The 14,558-nt window shown below is 39.8% G+C and carries 18 protein-coding genes; 12 read left to right on the forward strand and 6 right to left on the reverse strand.

Going from position 1 to position 14,558, the window contains the following annotated elements:
- Nucleotides 1-34 precede the first annotated feature (34 nt).
- The 4 genes from KKC46_00520 to KKC46_00535 all read right to left on the reverse strand — a co-directional run bounded on the left by KKC46_00520 (nucleotide 35) and on the right by KKC46_00535 (nucleotide 3,044).
- Nucleotides 35-952: a mechanosensitive ion channel gene (locus KKC46_00520; protein MBU1052296.1), complete on the reverse strand. Its 918-nt coding sequence runs from the start codon at nucleotides 950-952 to the stop codon at nucleotides 35-37.
- A gap of 6 nt (nucleotides 953-958) precedes the next feature.
- Nucleotides 959-1,396, reverse strand: coding sequence for a DNA-binding protein (locus KKC46_00525; protein MBU1052297.1), 438 nt, complete (start codon nucleotides 1,394-1,396; stop codon nucleotides 959-961).
- Between the two features lie 181 nt (nucleotides 1,397-1,577).
- Entirely contained in the window at nucleotides 1,578-2,483 is a 906-nt protein-coding gene (locus tag KKC46_00530; protein ID MBU1052298.1) for an NAD-dependent epimerase/dehydratase family protein, read from the reverse strand.
- A 402-nt stretch (nucleotides 2,484-2,885) separates the two neighbouring features.
- Nucleotides 2,886-3,044: a hypothetical protein gene (locus KKC46_00535; protein MBU1052299.1), complete on the reverse strand. Its 159-nt coding sequence runs from the start codon at nucleotides 3,042-3,044 to the stop codon at nucleotides 2,886-2,888.
- 175 nt (nucleotides 3,045-3,219) lie between these two features.
- On the opposite strand from KKC46_00535, the gene KKC46_00540 reads away from it, so the two are divergent.
- Both KKC46_00540 and KKC46_00545 read left to right on the forward strand, forming a co-directional pair.
- Entirely contained in the window at nucleotides 3,220-3,915 is a 696-nt protein-coding gene (locus KKC46_00540) for a hypothetical protein (GenBank protein MBU1052300.1), read from the forward strand.
- A 393-nt stretch (nucleotides 3,916-4,308) separates the two neighbouring features.
- A complete protein-coding gene (locus KKC46_00545; GenBank protein MBU1052301.1) occupies nucleotides 4,309-4,677 on the forward strand; it encodes a phosphomannose isomerase type II C-terminal cupin domain in 369 nt (122 codons plus the stop codon).
- 36 nt (nucleotides 4,678-4,713) lie between these two features.
- Here KKC46_00545 and panP read toward each other — a convergent pair whose 3' ends face one another.
- Together panP and KKC46_00555 are read right to left on the reverse strand one after the other, a co-directional pair.
- On the reverse strand, nucleotides 4,714-6,342 hold the full coding sequence (panP, locus tag KKC46_00550) for a putative pyridoxal-dependent aspartate 1-decarboxylase (protein ID MBU1052302.1): 1,629 nt from the start codon (nucleotides 6,340-6,342) through the stop codon (nucleotides 4,714-4,716).
- Nucleotides 6,339-6,818, reverse strand: coding sequence for an NAD(P)H-dependent oxidoreductase (locus tag KKC46_00555; GenBank protein ID MBU1052303.1), 480 nt, complete (start codon nucleotides 6,816-6,818; stop codon nucleotides 6,339-6,341). Before KKC46_00555 ends, panP begins: the two co-directional genes overlap by 4 nt.
- Before the next feature lie 590 nt (nucleotides 6,819-7,408).
- Between KKC46_00555 and KKC46_00560 the strand changes: the two genes are divergently transcribed.
- From KKC46_00560 to KKC46_00605, 10 genes are all read left to right on the forward strand, one after another.
- Nucleotides 7,409-8,770 carry a sigma 54-interacting transcriptional regulator gene (locus KKC46_00560; protein MBU1052304.1) on the forward strand — a complete coding sequence of 454 codons (1,362 nt, stop codon included), beginning with the start codon at nucleotides 7,409-7,411 and terminating at the stop codon, nucleotides 8,768-8,770.
- 280 nt (nucleotides 8,771-9,050) lie between these two features.
- A complete protein-coding gene (locus KKC46_00565) occupies nucleotides 9,051-9,500 on the forward strand; it encodes a hypothetical protein (protein MBU1052305.1) in 450 nt (149 codons plus the stop codon).
- Nucleotides 9,501-9,704: 204 nt separating this feature from the next.
- On the forward strand, nucleotides 9,705-10,550 hold the full coding sequence (locus tag KKC46_00570) for an Mrp/NBP35 family ATP-binding protein (GenBank protein MBU1052306.1): 846 nt from the start codon (nucleotides 9,705-9,707) through the stop codon (nucleotides 10,548-10,550).
- A 109-nt stretch (nucleotides 10,551-10,659) separates the two neighbouring features.
- Nucleotides 10,660-10,890: a hypothetical protein gene (locus KKC46_00575; GenBank protein ID MBU1052307.1), complete on the forward strand. Its 231-nt coding sequence runs from the start codon at nucleotides 10,660-10,662 to the stop codon at nucleotides 10,888-10,890.
- A gap of 13 nt (nucleotides 10,891-10,903) precedes the next feature.
- Nucleotides 10,904-11,746, forward strand: coding sequence for an ATP-binding protein (locus tag KKC46_00580; protein ID MBU1052308.1), 843 nt, complete (start codon nucleotides 10,904-10,906; stop codon nucleotides 11,744-11,746).
- A 14-nt stretch (nucleotides 11,747-11,760) separates the two neighbouring features.
- The gene (locus KKC46_00585) at nucleotides 11,761-12,630 is read left to right on the forward strand and encodes a P-loop NTPase (protein MBU1052309.1); all 870 of its coding nucleotides are present in this window, start codon (nucleotides 11,761-11,763) and stop codon (nucleotides 12,628-12,630) included.
- A 53-nt stretch (nucleotides 12,631-12,683) separates the two neighbouring features.
- Nucleotides 12,684-13,067, forward strand: a complete 384-nt coding sequence (locus KKC46_00590) for a NifB/NifX family molybdenum-iron cluster-binding protein (GenBank protein ID MBU1052310.1) — start codon at nucleotides 12,684-12,686, stop codon at nucleotides 13,065-13,067.
- 66 nt (nucleotides 13,068-13,133) lie between these two features.
- Nucleotides 13,134-13,493 carry a NifB/NifX family molybdenum-iron cluster-binding protein gene (locus KKC46_00595; protein ID MBU1052311.1) on the forward strand — a complete coding sequence of 120 codons (360 nt, stop codon included), beginning with the start codon at nucleotides 13,134-13,136 and terminating at the stop codon, nucleotides 13,491-13,493.
- A gap of 15 nt (nucleotides 13,494-13,508) precedes the next feature.
- The gene (locus KKC46_00600) at nucleotides 13,509-13,892 is read left to right on the forward strand and encodes a response regulator (GenBank protein ID MBU1052312.1); all 384 of its coding nucleotides are present in this window, start codon (nucleotides 13,509-13,511) and stop codon (nucleotides 13,890-13,892) included.
- Between the two features lie 47 nt (nucleotides 13,893-13,939).
- On the forward strand, nucleotides 13,940-14,320 hold the full coding sequence (locus tag KKC46_00605) for a CGGC domain-containing protein (GenBank protein MBU1052313.1): 381 nt from the start codon (nucleotides 13,940-13,942) through the stop codon (nucleotides 14,318-14,320).
- Nucleotides 14,321-14,558 lie beyond the last annotated feature (238 nt).

The raw sequence follows: 14,558 nt of genomic DNA on the forward strand, positions 1-14,558 counted from the left end.
CCAAACTGAAACGTTTTGAAAGTGGCTCATTTGTTTATCGATTTTCTTCCGGTACTGCCTTGTTGTTTAAAAGGCGAAATTCAAGCGGCTTTAAAGTATCAAGATGAACGTCACGCTGTGGAAAGGCAATTACAATGCCTGCCTCGCGGAAGAGAGCATCAATGCGAAACCTTATGCTGCTTTCAATGAGGCGTCGATCTATAATGCGGCGAATACTTATCCAAAAGTGAACCTCAAAAATTAAAGCATTATCTCCAAAATCGGAAAACACAACAAAGGGTTCTATATCCTGTAGAACTTTATCATTTTCTTTTACGGTTTTTAACAAAAGTCTTTCTACTTCCTTTACAGGAGAACCGTAGATAACACCCACAACAACCTTTGCCCTGATTTTCTGATCTGATAAAGTCCAGTTAGTTATGTTTTTTTCCAGAAAAACGCTGTTTGGTATCAATATATGAATGTTTTCTCCTGTTCGGATGCGCGTACATCTTGCTCCGATTTCCTCAACCTGGCCCAAAACTCCATCAACATCAATGAGGTTACCAATGGCAATTGGCTGTTCCGCCATTATAATGAAACCGCTGATGAAATTGTTAATCAGCGTTTGGGCTCCGAAGCCAACACCTATGGCAATGGCGCCACCCAGGAAAGCAAAGGCTGTGAGGGGGATGTTGAGCATACGAAGAGCAAAAAGCAAAACCAAAAGATAGGCAAAGTAGTTGAACATTTTCTGAATGGCAGCGGTGGTGGTCTCCTTGAACCGGGATTTGCTGAAGAGACGGTTTCCTATAGTTTTATTCAGGATTCTGATGGTTATAATGCCTGCAATAAAAACAGCTATTGCGATCACCAATTTTCCAATAGTGATAGAATGACTGTCTATTGATAAAACCCTGAAATTCCAGATTGCAGAAAAATTCTCCAGCATTTTTAATGCTTCTTTGCTCATTTGCTTTTATTTCCGCATTTCCCACAAATGCAAGCCGGTTAGTTTATCAGGCTTTCTCTCAAAAACCTGTCCTGTAAAAACTTCCATTATAAATTCACATGCAAAAACCACTGTTCCAGGAGCAAGATGCCCGCCATAGGCTTGTCCTGTCTTGTCCGCAAAAGTGATATGGGCATGAACAACCGGTTCCCCGTCCTTAAGTGAAATATTGCCCACTAGTTGCGTTATTTCCAGTGGTTGATCTATTGTAATAAATTGATATTCACGAGTTTGCTGATTGTAAAATGCAAGGCGTGCCTTTTGTACAGCACCTATAGCTTCTATACGCCCAAGCATTATGGACTTCTTTCGACAAATATCAGTGATTTCTTCCAACAGATCACTGCCGTTACTTATTTTCCCCATAAACAATTCACTGGATTCTATCTTATTAAAAATTGTCATATATATAGTAGACTCCTTAATTATTGTACATATTAATCCGGTAGAGGTCGCAAATCACAACTGGGTGATTCTGAAAGAGCTCGGTTAATAGGCGAACTTGAAAGATCGCCGACACAATAGCTTAAAATCATTATGCAGCAATTTTTACAATGAACATCTGCGGATAATCGATAAATTTTATTTATGAAAATACCGCCTTGAACGCTGTGAACGTTTTGTCCATCCCGGCGGAAAAAGATGTGTATTCAAACCCAAAGCGCTGTGTCATTTTCTCTCCGCTGCACAAATCGTCTTCGTCCAGCGGAAACGGCAGAGGGATATTTTCAGCTATGACCTGTGATACCGTCACCGGCTGTTTTAGAAATGGTGCCCCGTTGCAGCGCTCCAGCTCGGAAAACAAAGAGGTATATGTCACCTCCTCCACACCTGCCAGATTGAACTCCCCGTTATATGCCTTATTGTTTCCCACAAACATCTCAAGAGCGCGAGCGAGGTCCAAAACATATACCATACTGAACTTTGCACTTGCGTCCGTAAGCTCAGGCACAAGGAGACCCTTTAGTATCTGCTGTATGAAATACGACTCCCGAGGAACGTAATTATACGGTCCGTATATGAAGGTCGGGCGCACTATCGTATATGGTATTCCCAGGGAAGCACATGCGTCTTTCAACTCATGCTCCAGTTGTATTTTGTTGGATATATATTCTGATATTGGGTCTGTTCTGTCCTCTTCTACCAAGGGGGAGCTCTCTTTTTTCACACCTGTTGTTACGTACACACTGCTAGTACTTATGAATATATACTGCCCTGTCCTGCTTAGCAGCAAATTGATGATCGCGCTTATTTCGCCGGGATTATAGCCGCAGAAATCTATCACTGCATCAAATTTTATATCGGGTAGTATTTCAGACAATTTCTCCACATCATGCCTGTCGCATTTATACTCACATACGCCGGGCAGATTAAGAGTATATGTGCCTCGGTTCACCACATGCAGCGCGACATTGTCACCTTTTGAGGTATTGATGCAAAAAACTCTGCCGGCAAAATAACTGCCGCCGATGACAAGTACATTTTTCTTCATAGTATACCTCTTATTTATAATGGGGTGAAAGCTATAAAAGGAAGCTGTTTTCTATAGACAATGTTTTTAATTCGATATTTTAACAAAAAATATAACCAAAGGCAAGGGTAACAATTTGACCATATCGGGAGCCTCTCAAACATGATTGATCTTTACAGATTTGCCCCACTTTCTATCTTCTGTTAAAATGCCATATAGCCCATCCAGCACGCGATAAAAATTAAAAGATAACCAAAATATTTCTTATGACGCTTTTTATCGATCTTGTACGCCTAGTCTCGCACCTATCTGCGAGCCTGCAAGGACAGCTGCTCCGAGAGTAAGGGCCAGCTTGGAAAATGCAGCGGGAAAATATGGCGAAAGATAACCCCCAAAAAAAAGCCCCTAAATTTGTCGGGGGCTCTACAATTCGCTGAATTTGAAAATAATTGCATCAATATTCAAACTTGAAACGATTGACAACACAAGCTTTGCTAAATGGCCTTCAGGAAGATAGTCATTAATGGTTTCAGGAAATAATACCATTTGAGTTATTGACTCACCAACTTTGAATTTGGGCATAGATTTTTCCTTAACCCAAGTTCGACAAAAACAGATAAAAATTTATTAAATTTAGCGGTGATATTTTTATAACTATCTGATATTATAGTAAGCGATTTCTTGAAAAGCATATGTAGTGACTGAATATATAATAATAATGCACGACATGGTTCGGGATGGATAGTATACATACGTCATGTTTATCCGGGAAACTGTTAAATCCATAAAAGGTAAAAAATATATCCAGCATCAGTTGGTAGAATCGGTCCGCACTCCTAATGGTCCAAGGCAAACTCTTATATTGAATATGGGTTTTCTGGACTTGCCTAAAGATAAATGGAAAGAGCTGGCTAATTCTATTGAAAGCGAGCTTCATAAACAAGAAAGACTATTTCCGACAGATCCTGAGATTGAAACACTTGCCAAACACTATTCCAAAGTAATCATCAAAGAACAGCTTCGTTGTGCCGGTAACAATAAAACAGTTTATAATCCGGCTCCTCTGTATGAAAAAGTGGACATTCACTCTGTTTCTACAACCGATGTTAAAACCATGGGCGCTGAACATCTTGCAGTAAATAGTTTACAGGAATACGGGTTTGATAAAATATTAAAGGATCTCAAGTTCAGTGATAAAGAAATTGATTATGCGAAGATGTTGATTGTCGCAAGACTTGTTCATCCCGCAAGTGAAAGGGAAACAGCAAGAGGGATTTTTGATTTAAAAGAAACGGTTATTTTATATGATCTGACCAACACTTATTTTGAAGGCAGCAAGCGTACAAGCAGGTTATCCAAACCAGGCAAATCCAAAGAGCGCCGGAATGACCGGCCTTTGGTAACACTGGCATTAACTGTTGATGAAGATGGCTTTCCCAAACAAAGCAAATAGATTTGAGCAGGATAAAAATTAAAACATCCTTGAACAAAACCGGCTATCAAGCAATAATGTAGTGAAGAAAAAGCTATCTGATTTATCATATCATTTTGCTTTTATTCGTTATTCATAAAATTGTTGTCGAACATGGGTTAAGTGATATCTACCATAGTCTTTCCGCACACAAGTATCGGACTGGCTCAAAATCATGCAGCAACTGCTCCATTCGCCCTGTCTGTGGGTGGGCTTTCATTATTGACTTATCCTTTCATTTTGCTTATAGTTCTTAAAGAAATGCCTTTCAAATTGCTTATTAATTAAGCAGCGATAAACACTTGAACACGTTAGCTTTTTACGAGTCCATCAGATGTATGTTTAATTAAAAAATAAATCTATAAAGAATATACCATGCTTAATCTTGATTCATGGCGTAAATCGCCAAAATGCCGTAGACCTTGGGGTTATTATCAAATCTTATCTGATATGCCTGATCACAAGGTTAAACGAATAGTAGTTTATCCCGGCCAGCGCTTAAGCTATCAACGCCACTTTCATCGCTCGGAACACTGGTATATTATACAGGGTTATGCCGATGTTACTAAAAACAATATCGGCTATGCGTTATCTGCCGGTCAGTCTATAGATTTGCCTCTGGAGCACTGGCACAGGATAAGTAATCAGGGTGAAGAAAACCTTGTGTTTATTGAAATACAAACCGGAGAAAGCTTTAGTGAGCATGACACCGAAAGAACTGAAGATGATTATGGAAGGGTATAAAAGCTATAATGCCCTTACTCTCTTTGTACATCAATGTTATATATGAATATTATTTTTGTAAATATTTTCCTGTTCATCCAGTATTTCACGAAGAATATTCATATTTGTCATTGGATTCATTATGACGCAGCGTAGTACTACAATATTTTCACAACGTCCTTTATAGGCTTTTAAAGTGGTTCTTGATACAAAACTATTTCCGGCTTCTCTTTGAAACCTTTGTATCATGATGTTTATTTCATTAAGTTTTTCATTTATTTTTCTTTGAACATCTTCCGAATCGTCCCATTGTGTCCTTAATTCTTCAGGAAAAATCCTGTATGTTAAAATGTTTAACCAAGGTGGTGTTATCAGCTCAAAATCAGGCCGTTCATTAATTTCATCAGCAAAACTTTTTGCTGTTTCTATGCCATGTTCAATCAAAAGAGCATAGCCTTTGCTGCCCATTATTTTAAGAGCGCTATCAAGAACAAGAGAGTTTGCTTCTCTTGAGCCGGAAAGAGCTTTAATCCCAAGATCAACCGAACCGCGTCTGTTAACATAATTCGCATGATAACTTATTGAATCCATTAAGCATGGATCTTTGAAATAAACCATGCCTGAACTCATCGGCATATAAAATTGCTTATGTCCGTCAATTGTCACCGAATCGGCAAGCTCAATTCCATCAAGCAGATGTTTATATTTTTCAGATAAAAGGACAGGGCCTCCCCATGCAGCATCAACATGGAAATGAATATTATTTTCAGAGCAAATTTCTCCGAGTTGGCGTAATGGGTCTATGGTGCCGGTTTCGGTAGTACCTGCTATGCCTACTATCGCAAGAATTTTTGTTTTGAGTCCGGATTTTTTTATTTCATGGATTTTTTCTTTAAGCTTAATAATATCTATTCGATTGTCGCTGTCTACAATTATAGAGATAATGTTTTTGTTTCCTATGCCAAGCAGGCCCCCGGCTTTTTTTAGCGAAAAATGACCGAGTTCGGATACAAGTATCACGCTTTTTTCTATATCATAAGCTTTATATGCGGCGAATATCCCTTCCTGGTCTACTCCTTCAAAGCCCACTTTCGGGCATAGCTGAGTATTTCTTGCAATCCACAAAGCAGTCAGGTTTGCTATCGTTCCGTTTTCAGTGAAACAACCTAGGGAGGTGCGGGAATTTTGAACATGTTCTAAATAAAAATCTTCACTTTCTCTGAATATAATTCTGTGTATCTTTGCTAAAACCTGCTTTTCAATAATTGATAAGATTTTTGAAGTTTCAAGCTTGACTACGTTTTGATTTAAAGCGGTTGTGATTGTTTTAAGATGTACCATGAAAAAGGGTATTGCCGAAGTCATATGGCCAACAAAAAACGGAGATGCAACATTAACGGCATTAGGTGCGGTTTTTTCAATGATATTTGCAATAATATCGGCTAGTTTTTCTTCGGGATTTTCGCTGATAAGCGTATCTTTATAATGCTCCGATAAATCTTTTAAGCTGATTTCTTCCGTTATACCAACATGCGTATTTAAAAAATCATGAAGTCCAAAAAGGATCTGCTCCATGTATTTAAGAAGAGTGGCTTTTGCAGCTACATCTTCAGGCCTTATGAAAGTTCGCATAAGTGCATGCCAGTCGGCTACAAGCTCTTTATGTGGGATTTTCGGATTATTCATTTCAATATCTTTAAGCTAAGGTCGCCTATTATTTTTCCGTAACGTATACATTCTTCCCTGGCGGTTTCATCCGGTGCACCTATTGATACAGGTCCATAATGGTTTCCTTTTTGCATACCTTGTATTATCATACCATGGATGAGAAAACCCTGGAGAATACTTAATATTGTTGTTTCATTCCCGCCCCCGATATTGCCCGAAGATGTAAAAGCTCCTCCGATTTTTCCGTTGAGCTTACCAAAATATTTTACGCTTTTATCCATTAGCTCTTTTACCTCGGCAGTCATTACTCCAAAATAAGTGGGGCAGCCGAATATGATTACATCGGCATTAAGCATATCATCTATCACAGTATCTGCAATTTTATTTAATACAACTTCCATCCCCACAGTTGACTTAATACCTTCTGCTATATATTCGGCCATTTTTTTGGTATTTCCCGACCTTGAAGAATATGAGATGAGAGTTTTTACCATTTAATCCCCCTAAATTTTTTATACAAATTAAAATAATTTACAAACTGAAAGAAAAAATAGATTCTATTAACATGCCTTGTTTCGCTTTCCAAGCAAATATTAAATAATAGTTCAAAAAGTTTAAAACCCCCTTTTCTATCAGCGTAGATGTTAAGCGTTTGTTAATTCAAATTTTACAGCTGCAATGTACTTAAATAGTGCCTGAACAAAAACTCAAAATCCCATTATATTCGGGTATTGATGTGTAGTTGAAAGATTGAAGCTTTTTCGGAATGATACAATTATTACTTACATCAATTACTTATAGTTATCATGTATATGGACTATTAAAAGTCTGGAAATTCCTGTTTCGTCATACCGGACCCGATAAGCCTGCCCCGGCAGTATGTAAGCCGGGGGCATCCAATAATTTAAATAGTTTCAGGATTCCGGCTTTCGCCGGTATGACGGTTTGGTGACTTTCAACGAGTCCGTCATAATTTGAAAAGAAAAAATAATTTTGACTTTTTATGCATCAGATGTCACAAATTCAAATACATTAATATGAGACAGGATTTACGAATAGGGTAAACGCGAAAGATTTTGTTATAATGGAAGTTCAGACACAGATCATACTTGACAGCATTGCAGACGGGGTCTTTACGGTTGATTCGGACTGGCGGATAACCTCTTTTAATCGTGCTGCAGAGAAAATAACCGGGATAGAAAAAGCAGAGGCGCTGGGGCGTCATTGCTGGGATGTCTTCAGGGCAAGCATTTGCGAAAAAGCATGTGCTTTACGTCAAACAATGGAAACCGGACGGCAGGTTATTGATAAATCTATTTTTATTGTAAATTCAGAGGGTGAACGTATTCCCGTAAGTATTTCCACAGCTGTTTTGAAAGATAAAAAAGGACTTATGATAGGTGGTGCCGAGACCTTCCGCGATCTTAGCCTGCTTGAAGCTTTGAGAAAGGAACTTTCGGGAAGACATTCATTTCATGATATAATAAGCAAAGACAAGGAAATGCTGCGTCTTTTTGCTATGCTTGAGCAAATATCCGAAAGTGATGCAACAGTATTGATAGAGGGGGAAAGTGGGACAGGAAAGGAGCTTTTTGCCAAAGCTATTCACTCTCTTGGCCACAGAAGCAAAGGACCGATGATAACCATAAATTGCGGGTCCTTGCCTGATAGTCTTCTGGAATCGGAACTCTTTGGATACAAAGCCGGTGCTTTCACAGATGCTAAAAAAGATAAGCCTGGCCGTTTGGCTCTTGCTAAAGGGGGCACGCTTTTTTTAGACGAAATCGGTGATATAACACCCGCATTACAGGTAAGGTTACTCCGGGTGTTGCAGGATAAAACCTATGAGCCTCTGGGTGGTACGAAGTCCGAACAAGCCAATGTCCGAATTGTAACGGCTACAAACAAGGATCTGGCAAATCTTGTGAAAACCGGGAGTTTCCGTGAAGATTTATACTACCGTGTAAATGTAGTAAAAATAAAACTTCCGCCTTTAAGGGAACGCAAAGGGGATATTCCTCTTTTAACCGATCATTTTATCAAAAAGTACAGCCATCTGAATAATAAAGAAGTGCAAGGTGTTACCTCTGAAGTACTTCATATACTTATGTCTCATAGGTTTGACGGAAATATTCGCGAACTTGAAAATATAATTGAATATGCCATCGTTGTTTGTAAAGAAAACCTTATTAGTACCGAATACCTGCCTGATTATCTTTGCCAAAAACCGGTTGCCGAAGAAATTCTTCCAAGAAGTGAAAAAATAAGAGAAGCTGAGTCACTGGATGAAATTGAGAAAAATTTTATTTTAGATGTCCTGATTAAAAATAAATATAACAGGAAGACTACAGCAACTAAGCTTGGTATGCATCCGGCCACACTCTGGAGAAAAATCAAACGCTTTAATCTCGAAATCCCCAAAATAGATGGTCGTGCAAGAACTTAATGCACCTTTAATATAATAGCATAATCGCAACGCTATGTGCAGGTAATATTGCATTAATGCAAATATGCAATAGCGCCATTCTTTTTCCCGTAGATTCTTTCCAATAATAATATCATTAAATATTAGCAAGATACAAAAATAATGGGCGCTCCATATATCATGGCGTATAAAATGCTTATATAATAACAGCAATAGCTTTGAAGAAAAAGATTTGCAGATGTTGAAACAAGCTATTATCCGGTTTCTTTTATTAAGAACAGTATAGGCAAGGGTATTTCAAATGAGAATAGCCATTCCTGTTTGGTACGACAAAGTATCGCCTGTATTAGATACGGCATCAAAACTTTTAATTGTCGAACTCGAAGACAGGAAAGAGAAGTCAAGGTTTGAAATATACCTTGATGAACCGGAACTGTCCCGAAGATGTGTTCGTATCTGCGGCATGCAAGTGGATACATTAATATGCGGTGCTGTGTCGCGCCCTTTCTGGAGATTGCTTGCGGCATCCGGTATTAATGTTATTCAAAACATATCAGGTCATCCTGAGGATGTTCTGGAAGCATACCTTAAAGGAAACATTTTTCGTTCCGGATTCCTTATGCCGGGCTGCAAGCGAAGCAGAGAAAATTATGGCAGAAATGATATTCAAAAATGTCCCGTGCAGAGAAGAACACGAAAAACAAGCTGCAACAGAAACCCCAAAGAGGCTTCTTCGGAATATAAAGCGTAATATGAGCCACTTTCAAAACGTTTCAGTTTGTTCAAGCTCAAGGCGGGAGAGAATTTCAACCACAGGAATACATTTAGTATTTCGAGGATTGAAATTTGAGCCCAACGCCGAGATCGGCCAAAATGGAGCGTTTTGAAACTGGCTATAGATAATATAATTCGGTTTCTATCGGGTTGAAAGCACTAAAAAAGGAGAAAAAGTAATATGTTGAGCCAAAGTTGTGGGGCGGGCAACCAAAACGACCAGCATGCAATACAGGATATCGAAATCGGAAAACAGCTTGCCAATATTAAAAATAAAATTTTGGTAATGAGCGGAAAAGGAGGTGTCGGCAAAAGTAGTATAGCTGCCTATCTCGCTGTTCTCCTGTCAAAAAAAGGATGCAGGGTTGGTCTTCTGGATGTGGATCTTCATGGGCCTAGTATACCGAGAATGTTAGGAGTAAATGGCAAAGTGATGCAATCTGAAACTTCGGGGAAAATGCTTCCTGTCCAATATATGTCCAATTTACATGTCTTGTCTATTGAGACACTTATGGGAGAAAATAAAGATACCGCAACAATATGGCGTGGTCCTCTTAAAATTGGAGTTATCAAACAATTTATCTCGGACATTGAATGGTCAGAGCTTGATTATATGATTATTGATTCACCGCCGGGCACAGGGGATGAGCCACTTACTGTAGCTCAGACCATTCCGGATGCAAAGGCTCTCATCGTAACAACTCCTCAGGAAATTTCTTTGGCTGACGTTAGAAAATCCATTAATTTTTGCCGCGAGGTTAATATGTCTATACTGGGAATAGTAGAAAATATGAGCGGTTTTGTATGCAGCCATTGTGGCGAGAAAACGGACCTATTCAAGGCACATGGCGGTGAAGCAATGGCTGCCAGAGAGAACTTAAGATTTTTAGCAAGTCTCCCTATTGAGCCTGAAGTGGTCAGACGTGCTGATGAAGGGCTTCTGGCAAGTCTGGATCAGGAAAAACTGGGGTTTTCACAGGAATTTGATAAAATGGTTGAACTGATAATTAAGTTACATCCGTTTTAAATCGGTTTTTTCACTGGGTTGCTGCATCAAACTAAAACCCTCCTATGCTGATATTATGACTAAACTTTGAGCAGCAGCCTGGTGGAAAATTTTATAAAGGAGAAAAATTATGTCACCTAAAGGACAAGGGCAAGGAAGAACTGGCGGCGGGAAGAATCAGAGCGGTTCCGGAGCAACAAAAGGCATGGGCGGCGGGCGCGGCATGGGCGGTGGACAAGGTGTCGGACTGGGGGGAGAGTGCATATGTCCGAAATGTGGAGAAAAACAGCCCCATGAGCGCGGCAATCCCTGTTATGGTGTAGCTTGTCCTAAATGTGGAAGTCTAATGGCAAGGGCATAGGAAACTTAAAATAATGATTATAAGCGTTGCAAGCGGAAAAGGTGGAACGGGCAAAACGACTATTGCCACAAATCTTGCTGTTTCTGTAGGAAAGGATGTACAGCTTTTAGACTGTGATGTGGAAGAGCCTAATGCGCATCTTTTTCTTAATCCTGCAATTAAAGAAACTGAAAAAGTTTCAACTCCGGTTCCATTAGTAGATGAGGATAAGTGCAATTTCTGCGGTAAATGTGCCCAGATATGCCAGTTTAAGGCAATCCTGGTGCTGGGTGAAGTTATACTGACATTTCCGGAAATGTGCCATAGTTGCGGCGGGTGTATGAAGGTTTGCCCTGTTAGTGCTATTTCGGAAACGGGCAGAGAATTGGGTGTTATAGAAAGAGGGAATAGGAACGGTGTGGATTTTGTTCACGGAAAATTAAGAGTCGGAGAGGCAATGTCACCTCCGCTTATCCGTAAGGTTCGTTCTTTTACCCGGCCCGAATTATTAACCATTATCGATGCCCCTCCTGGAACTTCCTGTCCGGTGATTACTTCTATGAAAGATTCAGACTTTATATTGCTGGTAACGGAACCAACTCCTTTTGGCCTTCATGATTTGAAACTTGCAGTTGAAGCTGTGAGGATACTGGGAATACCTCATGGGCTGGTAATTAATCGTTCGGACATTGGAGACGGGCAGGTGAAAGACTATGCTGCAAATATGAAAATACCGGTACTTATGGAGATACCATTCAGCAGGAAAATTGCAGAGGCCTATTCACGGGGACAACTTCTTGTGGATGCAATGCCCGAATGGCGGGAGAAGTTTTTGTTTTTAAACAGCCGCATAAAAGAACTCGCAGATCAGAGTTGACCGGGGGATATTTAATGAAAGAGTTGGTAATAATCAGTGGTAAAGGCGGCACCGGAAAAACCAGTATTGTTTCAGCCTTTGCCTCACTTGCCGAAAATAAAATTCTATGCGATGCGGATGTGGATGCAGCCGATCTCCATCTTATAACTGCCCCGGATATTCAACAACGAAATGATTTTAAAGGCGGCTGCAAAGCAGTTATTGATGAAAAATTCTGTACCGAATGCGGTTTGTGCCGGGATCTGTGCAAATGGAATGCTATAAATGATGATTTTGTTGTAAATGATTTAGAATGCGAAGGCTGCGGTGTTTGTGTTTATTTTTGTCCTGAAAAGGCTATCGAGTTTCCGGTACAAACCTGCGGTGAATGGTATATTTCCGAAACCCGGTTTGGGCCTATGGTTCATGCCAGACTGGGTATCGCTGAGGAAAATTCCGGAAGGCTGGTAACGCTTGTGAGGCAGGAAGCCAAAAAGCTTGCGGAAAAAAACAGCCTTGATTTAATTATTACGGACGGGCCACCGGGCATAGGGTGTCCTGTCATTGCTTCCATTGGTGGTGCATCAGCCGTTCTGATTGTTACCGAACCTACAGTTTCAAGCCGGCATGACATGGAACGTGTTGCGCAGTTAGCCGCACATTTTAAGGTGCCGGCCATGGTATGTGTAAATAAGTTCGATCTTAATCAAGAAGAGACTCAGGCAATAGAAAAGTATTCGGAAAGCATGGGAATGGCTGTTCTGGGCAAAATTCCCTTTGATAATGCAGTAACTAAATCAATGGTACAGGGAAAAACGGTTTTTGAATATGATAAAGATTCGATATCTGCCCAAGCGATCATGACGATTTGGAAACAAATAAGTAAATATTTAAACGACAATTAGTAAACCAGATTGAAATAAGTAAATTAATTTAAATTATGGAGGGTTTTTAGCAAATGGAAAATGGAAGAATAGCAATTCCGTCAATGGAAGCAGGCGGTCTTGATGGCCAGCGTTCCGGTCATTTTGGTCATTGTGATGTGTTCACATTGATCGATGTGGAAGATGGAAAAATAAAGAGTGTAAGTACTGTTCCCAATCAGGAGCATGTCCAGGGTGGGTGTATGGTGCCTGTTAATATTCTGGCGGGACATAAAGTGAATGCTCTTGTTGTCGGCGGAATAGGAATGCGCCCTCTGATGGGTTTCAGACAGGTGGGCATTGATGTTTATCATGATGATACCAGGGCTGAAATAAGACCGGTTGTGGAAGATTTAATCGCAGGCAAACTGCCTGTCATCAGTGATAAGCAGGTCTGTGGCGGAGGTGGGGGCGGTTGATCTAAGGAATAATTAACCGGAGCAATATCTGTTAAAAGATAAAATCAGAAGCAGGGAGATCAAATAATGAAAATAGCTGTAACATCTGCCGGAATGGATCTGGATTCGCAGGTTGATCCTCGCTTTGGAAGGGCAGCCCACATACTTCTTGTGGATTCGGAAACCTTTGAGTTTGAGGTGCTGGATAATAAGGAGAATATTAATGCTCTCAAAGGTGCCGGCATTCAGGCGGCAAGTATGGTAAGCCAAAAAGGCGCAAAGGTTCTGCTTACCGGATTTTGCGGTCCCAATGCTTTCAAAACACTCAGGGCTGCAAAAGTCGGCGTGGCTAATGATGCCTCAGGATCGGTTAAAGATGCTGTTAAGGCATATCTTGACGGAAAGCTACCATTAGCAGATAACCCGAATACCGAAGGCCACTGGTAGGTATAAGAGGTTCTTATGTTAAAATTATTGCTGGTTACTGCAACTAAAGAAAACTTTTTCGATTTTGCTAAAGAAATAGAAAAGCAAAAAGATGTTGAAGTTTTATGGGCTGACTTAGGCCAAAAGGCGCTGGACATGGTTTCTGTCAGTCCTGTCGACCTAGTTGTTGCAGATGAAAACTTAAAAGATATGACCGGATTGCAGTTAGCTTTACGATTGCTTTCCGTTAATCCGATGGTTAATTGTTCAGTCGTAAGTTCTCTTGATGCTAAACAATTTCACGAAGCAAGCGAAGGGCTCGGTTTGATATCGCAACTACTGCCCCGACCTGTTGCAGAACAAGCGGTTGAACTGCTTGTACGCTTAAAAGAAATAAAAAATCTTACCTTAAAAATATAAAATTTTATCAGATATGATTCATAACTGAGTTCATGGTTGGATTAAATATGGAGGAAGTATTAATGAATATTGCTGTGTTAAGCTGTAAAAATATTAAGGATGAAACCTGTCTGGGATGTCAACGCTGCCTGATGGCTTTTGATAAAAAAGAAGGTGAATTTGAAAGATATAAAGGCAGTGATGCCAAATTAAGGGCTCTTTTGCATTGCGGAGGATGTCCTGGCACCTCACCGATAGTGCGTCTTGTAAATTTGAAAGCATGGATGGGACTAACAAATGAAAAAATTGATGCCGTACATATAGGTACATGCCTTTTAGATAATTGTCCGTACAAAGATACAATTATATCGAAAGTAAAGGCAAAAGCCGGTGTTGATGTAATTGAGGGCAGTCATCCTTATAGACCTGTTAATATTTTTGGGGCCTGAAGAAAGATAATTTTACAAGTCTTTTCTTGTGTGATCGATGTTAATGTAATATTATTATTTCGTTTTTCTATTCTAGGCTTCTTGAAAAAATACCTCTTTTGCGCGATTTTGCGTGAGGTTTGATTTCAATTTTTGAAATACTTTATGTATTCTTGTGATTGAATATCTCACCTTTTGTTAACCTCAGCAAAACCGGACATTTTTCAAAAGCCTCAATCCAAACGAAATAAGGAGTAGA

Source organism: Pseudomonadota bacterium, assembly GCA_018817425.1.
In the GTDB taxonomy this organism is placed as follows: Bacteria; Desulfobacterota; Desulfobacteria; order Desulfobacterales; family RPRI01; genus RPRI01.

Coding starts and splice junctions, on each gene's coding strand:
- KKC46_00540 (MBU1052300.1), top strand. CDS start 3,220: ATGTTTATCCGGGAAACTGTTAAATCCATAAAAGGTAAAAAATATATC.
- KKC46_00605 (MBU1052313.1), top strand. CDS start 13,940: ATGGAGGAAGTATTAATGAATATTGCTGTGTTAAGCTGTAAAAATATT.
- KKC46_00525 (MBU1052297.1), bottom strand. CDS start 1,396: ATGACAATTTTTAATAAGATAGAATCCAGTGAATTGTTTATGGGGAAA.
- KKC46_00530 (MBU1052298.1), bottom strand. CDS start 2,483: ATGAAGAAAAATGTACTTGTCATCGGCGGCAGTTATTTTGCCGGCAGA.
- KKC46_00585 (MBU1052309.1), top strand. CDS start 11,761: ATGAAAGAGTTGGTAATAATCAGTGGTAAAGGCGGCACCGGAAAAACC.
- KKC46_00565 (MBU1052305.1), top strand. CDS start 9,051: ATGAGAATAGCCATTCCTGTTTGGTACGACAAAGTATCGCCTGTATTA.
- KKC46_00520 (MBU1052296.1), bottom strand. CDS start 952: ATGAGCAAAGAAGCATTAAAAATGCTGGAGAATTTTTCTGCAATCTGG.
- KKC46_00570 (MBU1052306.1), top strand. CDS start 9,705: ATGTTGAGCCAAAGTTGTGGGGCGGGCAACCAAAACGACCAGCATGCA.
- KKC46_00555 (MBU1052303.1), bottom strand. CDS start 6,818: ATGGTAAAAACTCTCATCTCATATTCTTCAAGGTCGGGAAATACCAAA.
- KKC46_00590 (MBU1052310.1), top strand. CDS start 12,684: ATGGAAAATGGAAGAATAGCAATTCCGTCAATGGAAGCAGGCGGTCTT.
- KKC46_00575 (MBU1052307.1), top strand. CDS start 10,660: ATGTCACCTAAAGGACAAGGGCAAGGAAGAACTGGCGGCGGGAAGAAT.
- KKC46_00600 (MBU1052312.1), top strand. CDS start 13,509: ATGTTAAAATTATTGCTGGTTACTGCAACTAAAGAAAACTTTTTCGAT.
- KKC46_00560 (MBU1052304.1), top strand. CDS start 7,409: ATGGAAGTTCAGACACAGATCATACTTGACAGCATTGCAGACGGGGTC.
- KKC46_00595 (MBU1052311.1), top strand. CDS start 13,134: ATGAAAATAGCTGTAACATCTGCCGGAATGGATCTGGATTCGCAGGTT.
- KKC46_00580 (MBU1052308.1), top strand. CDS start 10,904: ATGATTATAAGCGTTGCAAGCGGAAAAGGTGGAACGGGCAAAACGACT.
- KKC46_00545 (MBU1052301.1), top strand. CDS start 4,309: ATGCTTAATCTTGATTCATGGCGTAAATCGCCAAAATGCCGTAGACCT.
- KKC46_00535 (MBU1052299.1), bottom strand. CDS start 3,044: ATGCCCAAATTCAAAGTTGGTGAGTCAATAACTCAAATGGTATTATTT.
- panP (MBU1052302.1), bottom strand. CDS start 6,342: ATGAATAATCCGAAAATCCCACATAAAGAGCTTGTAGCCGACTGGCAT.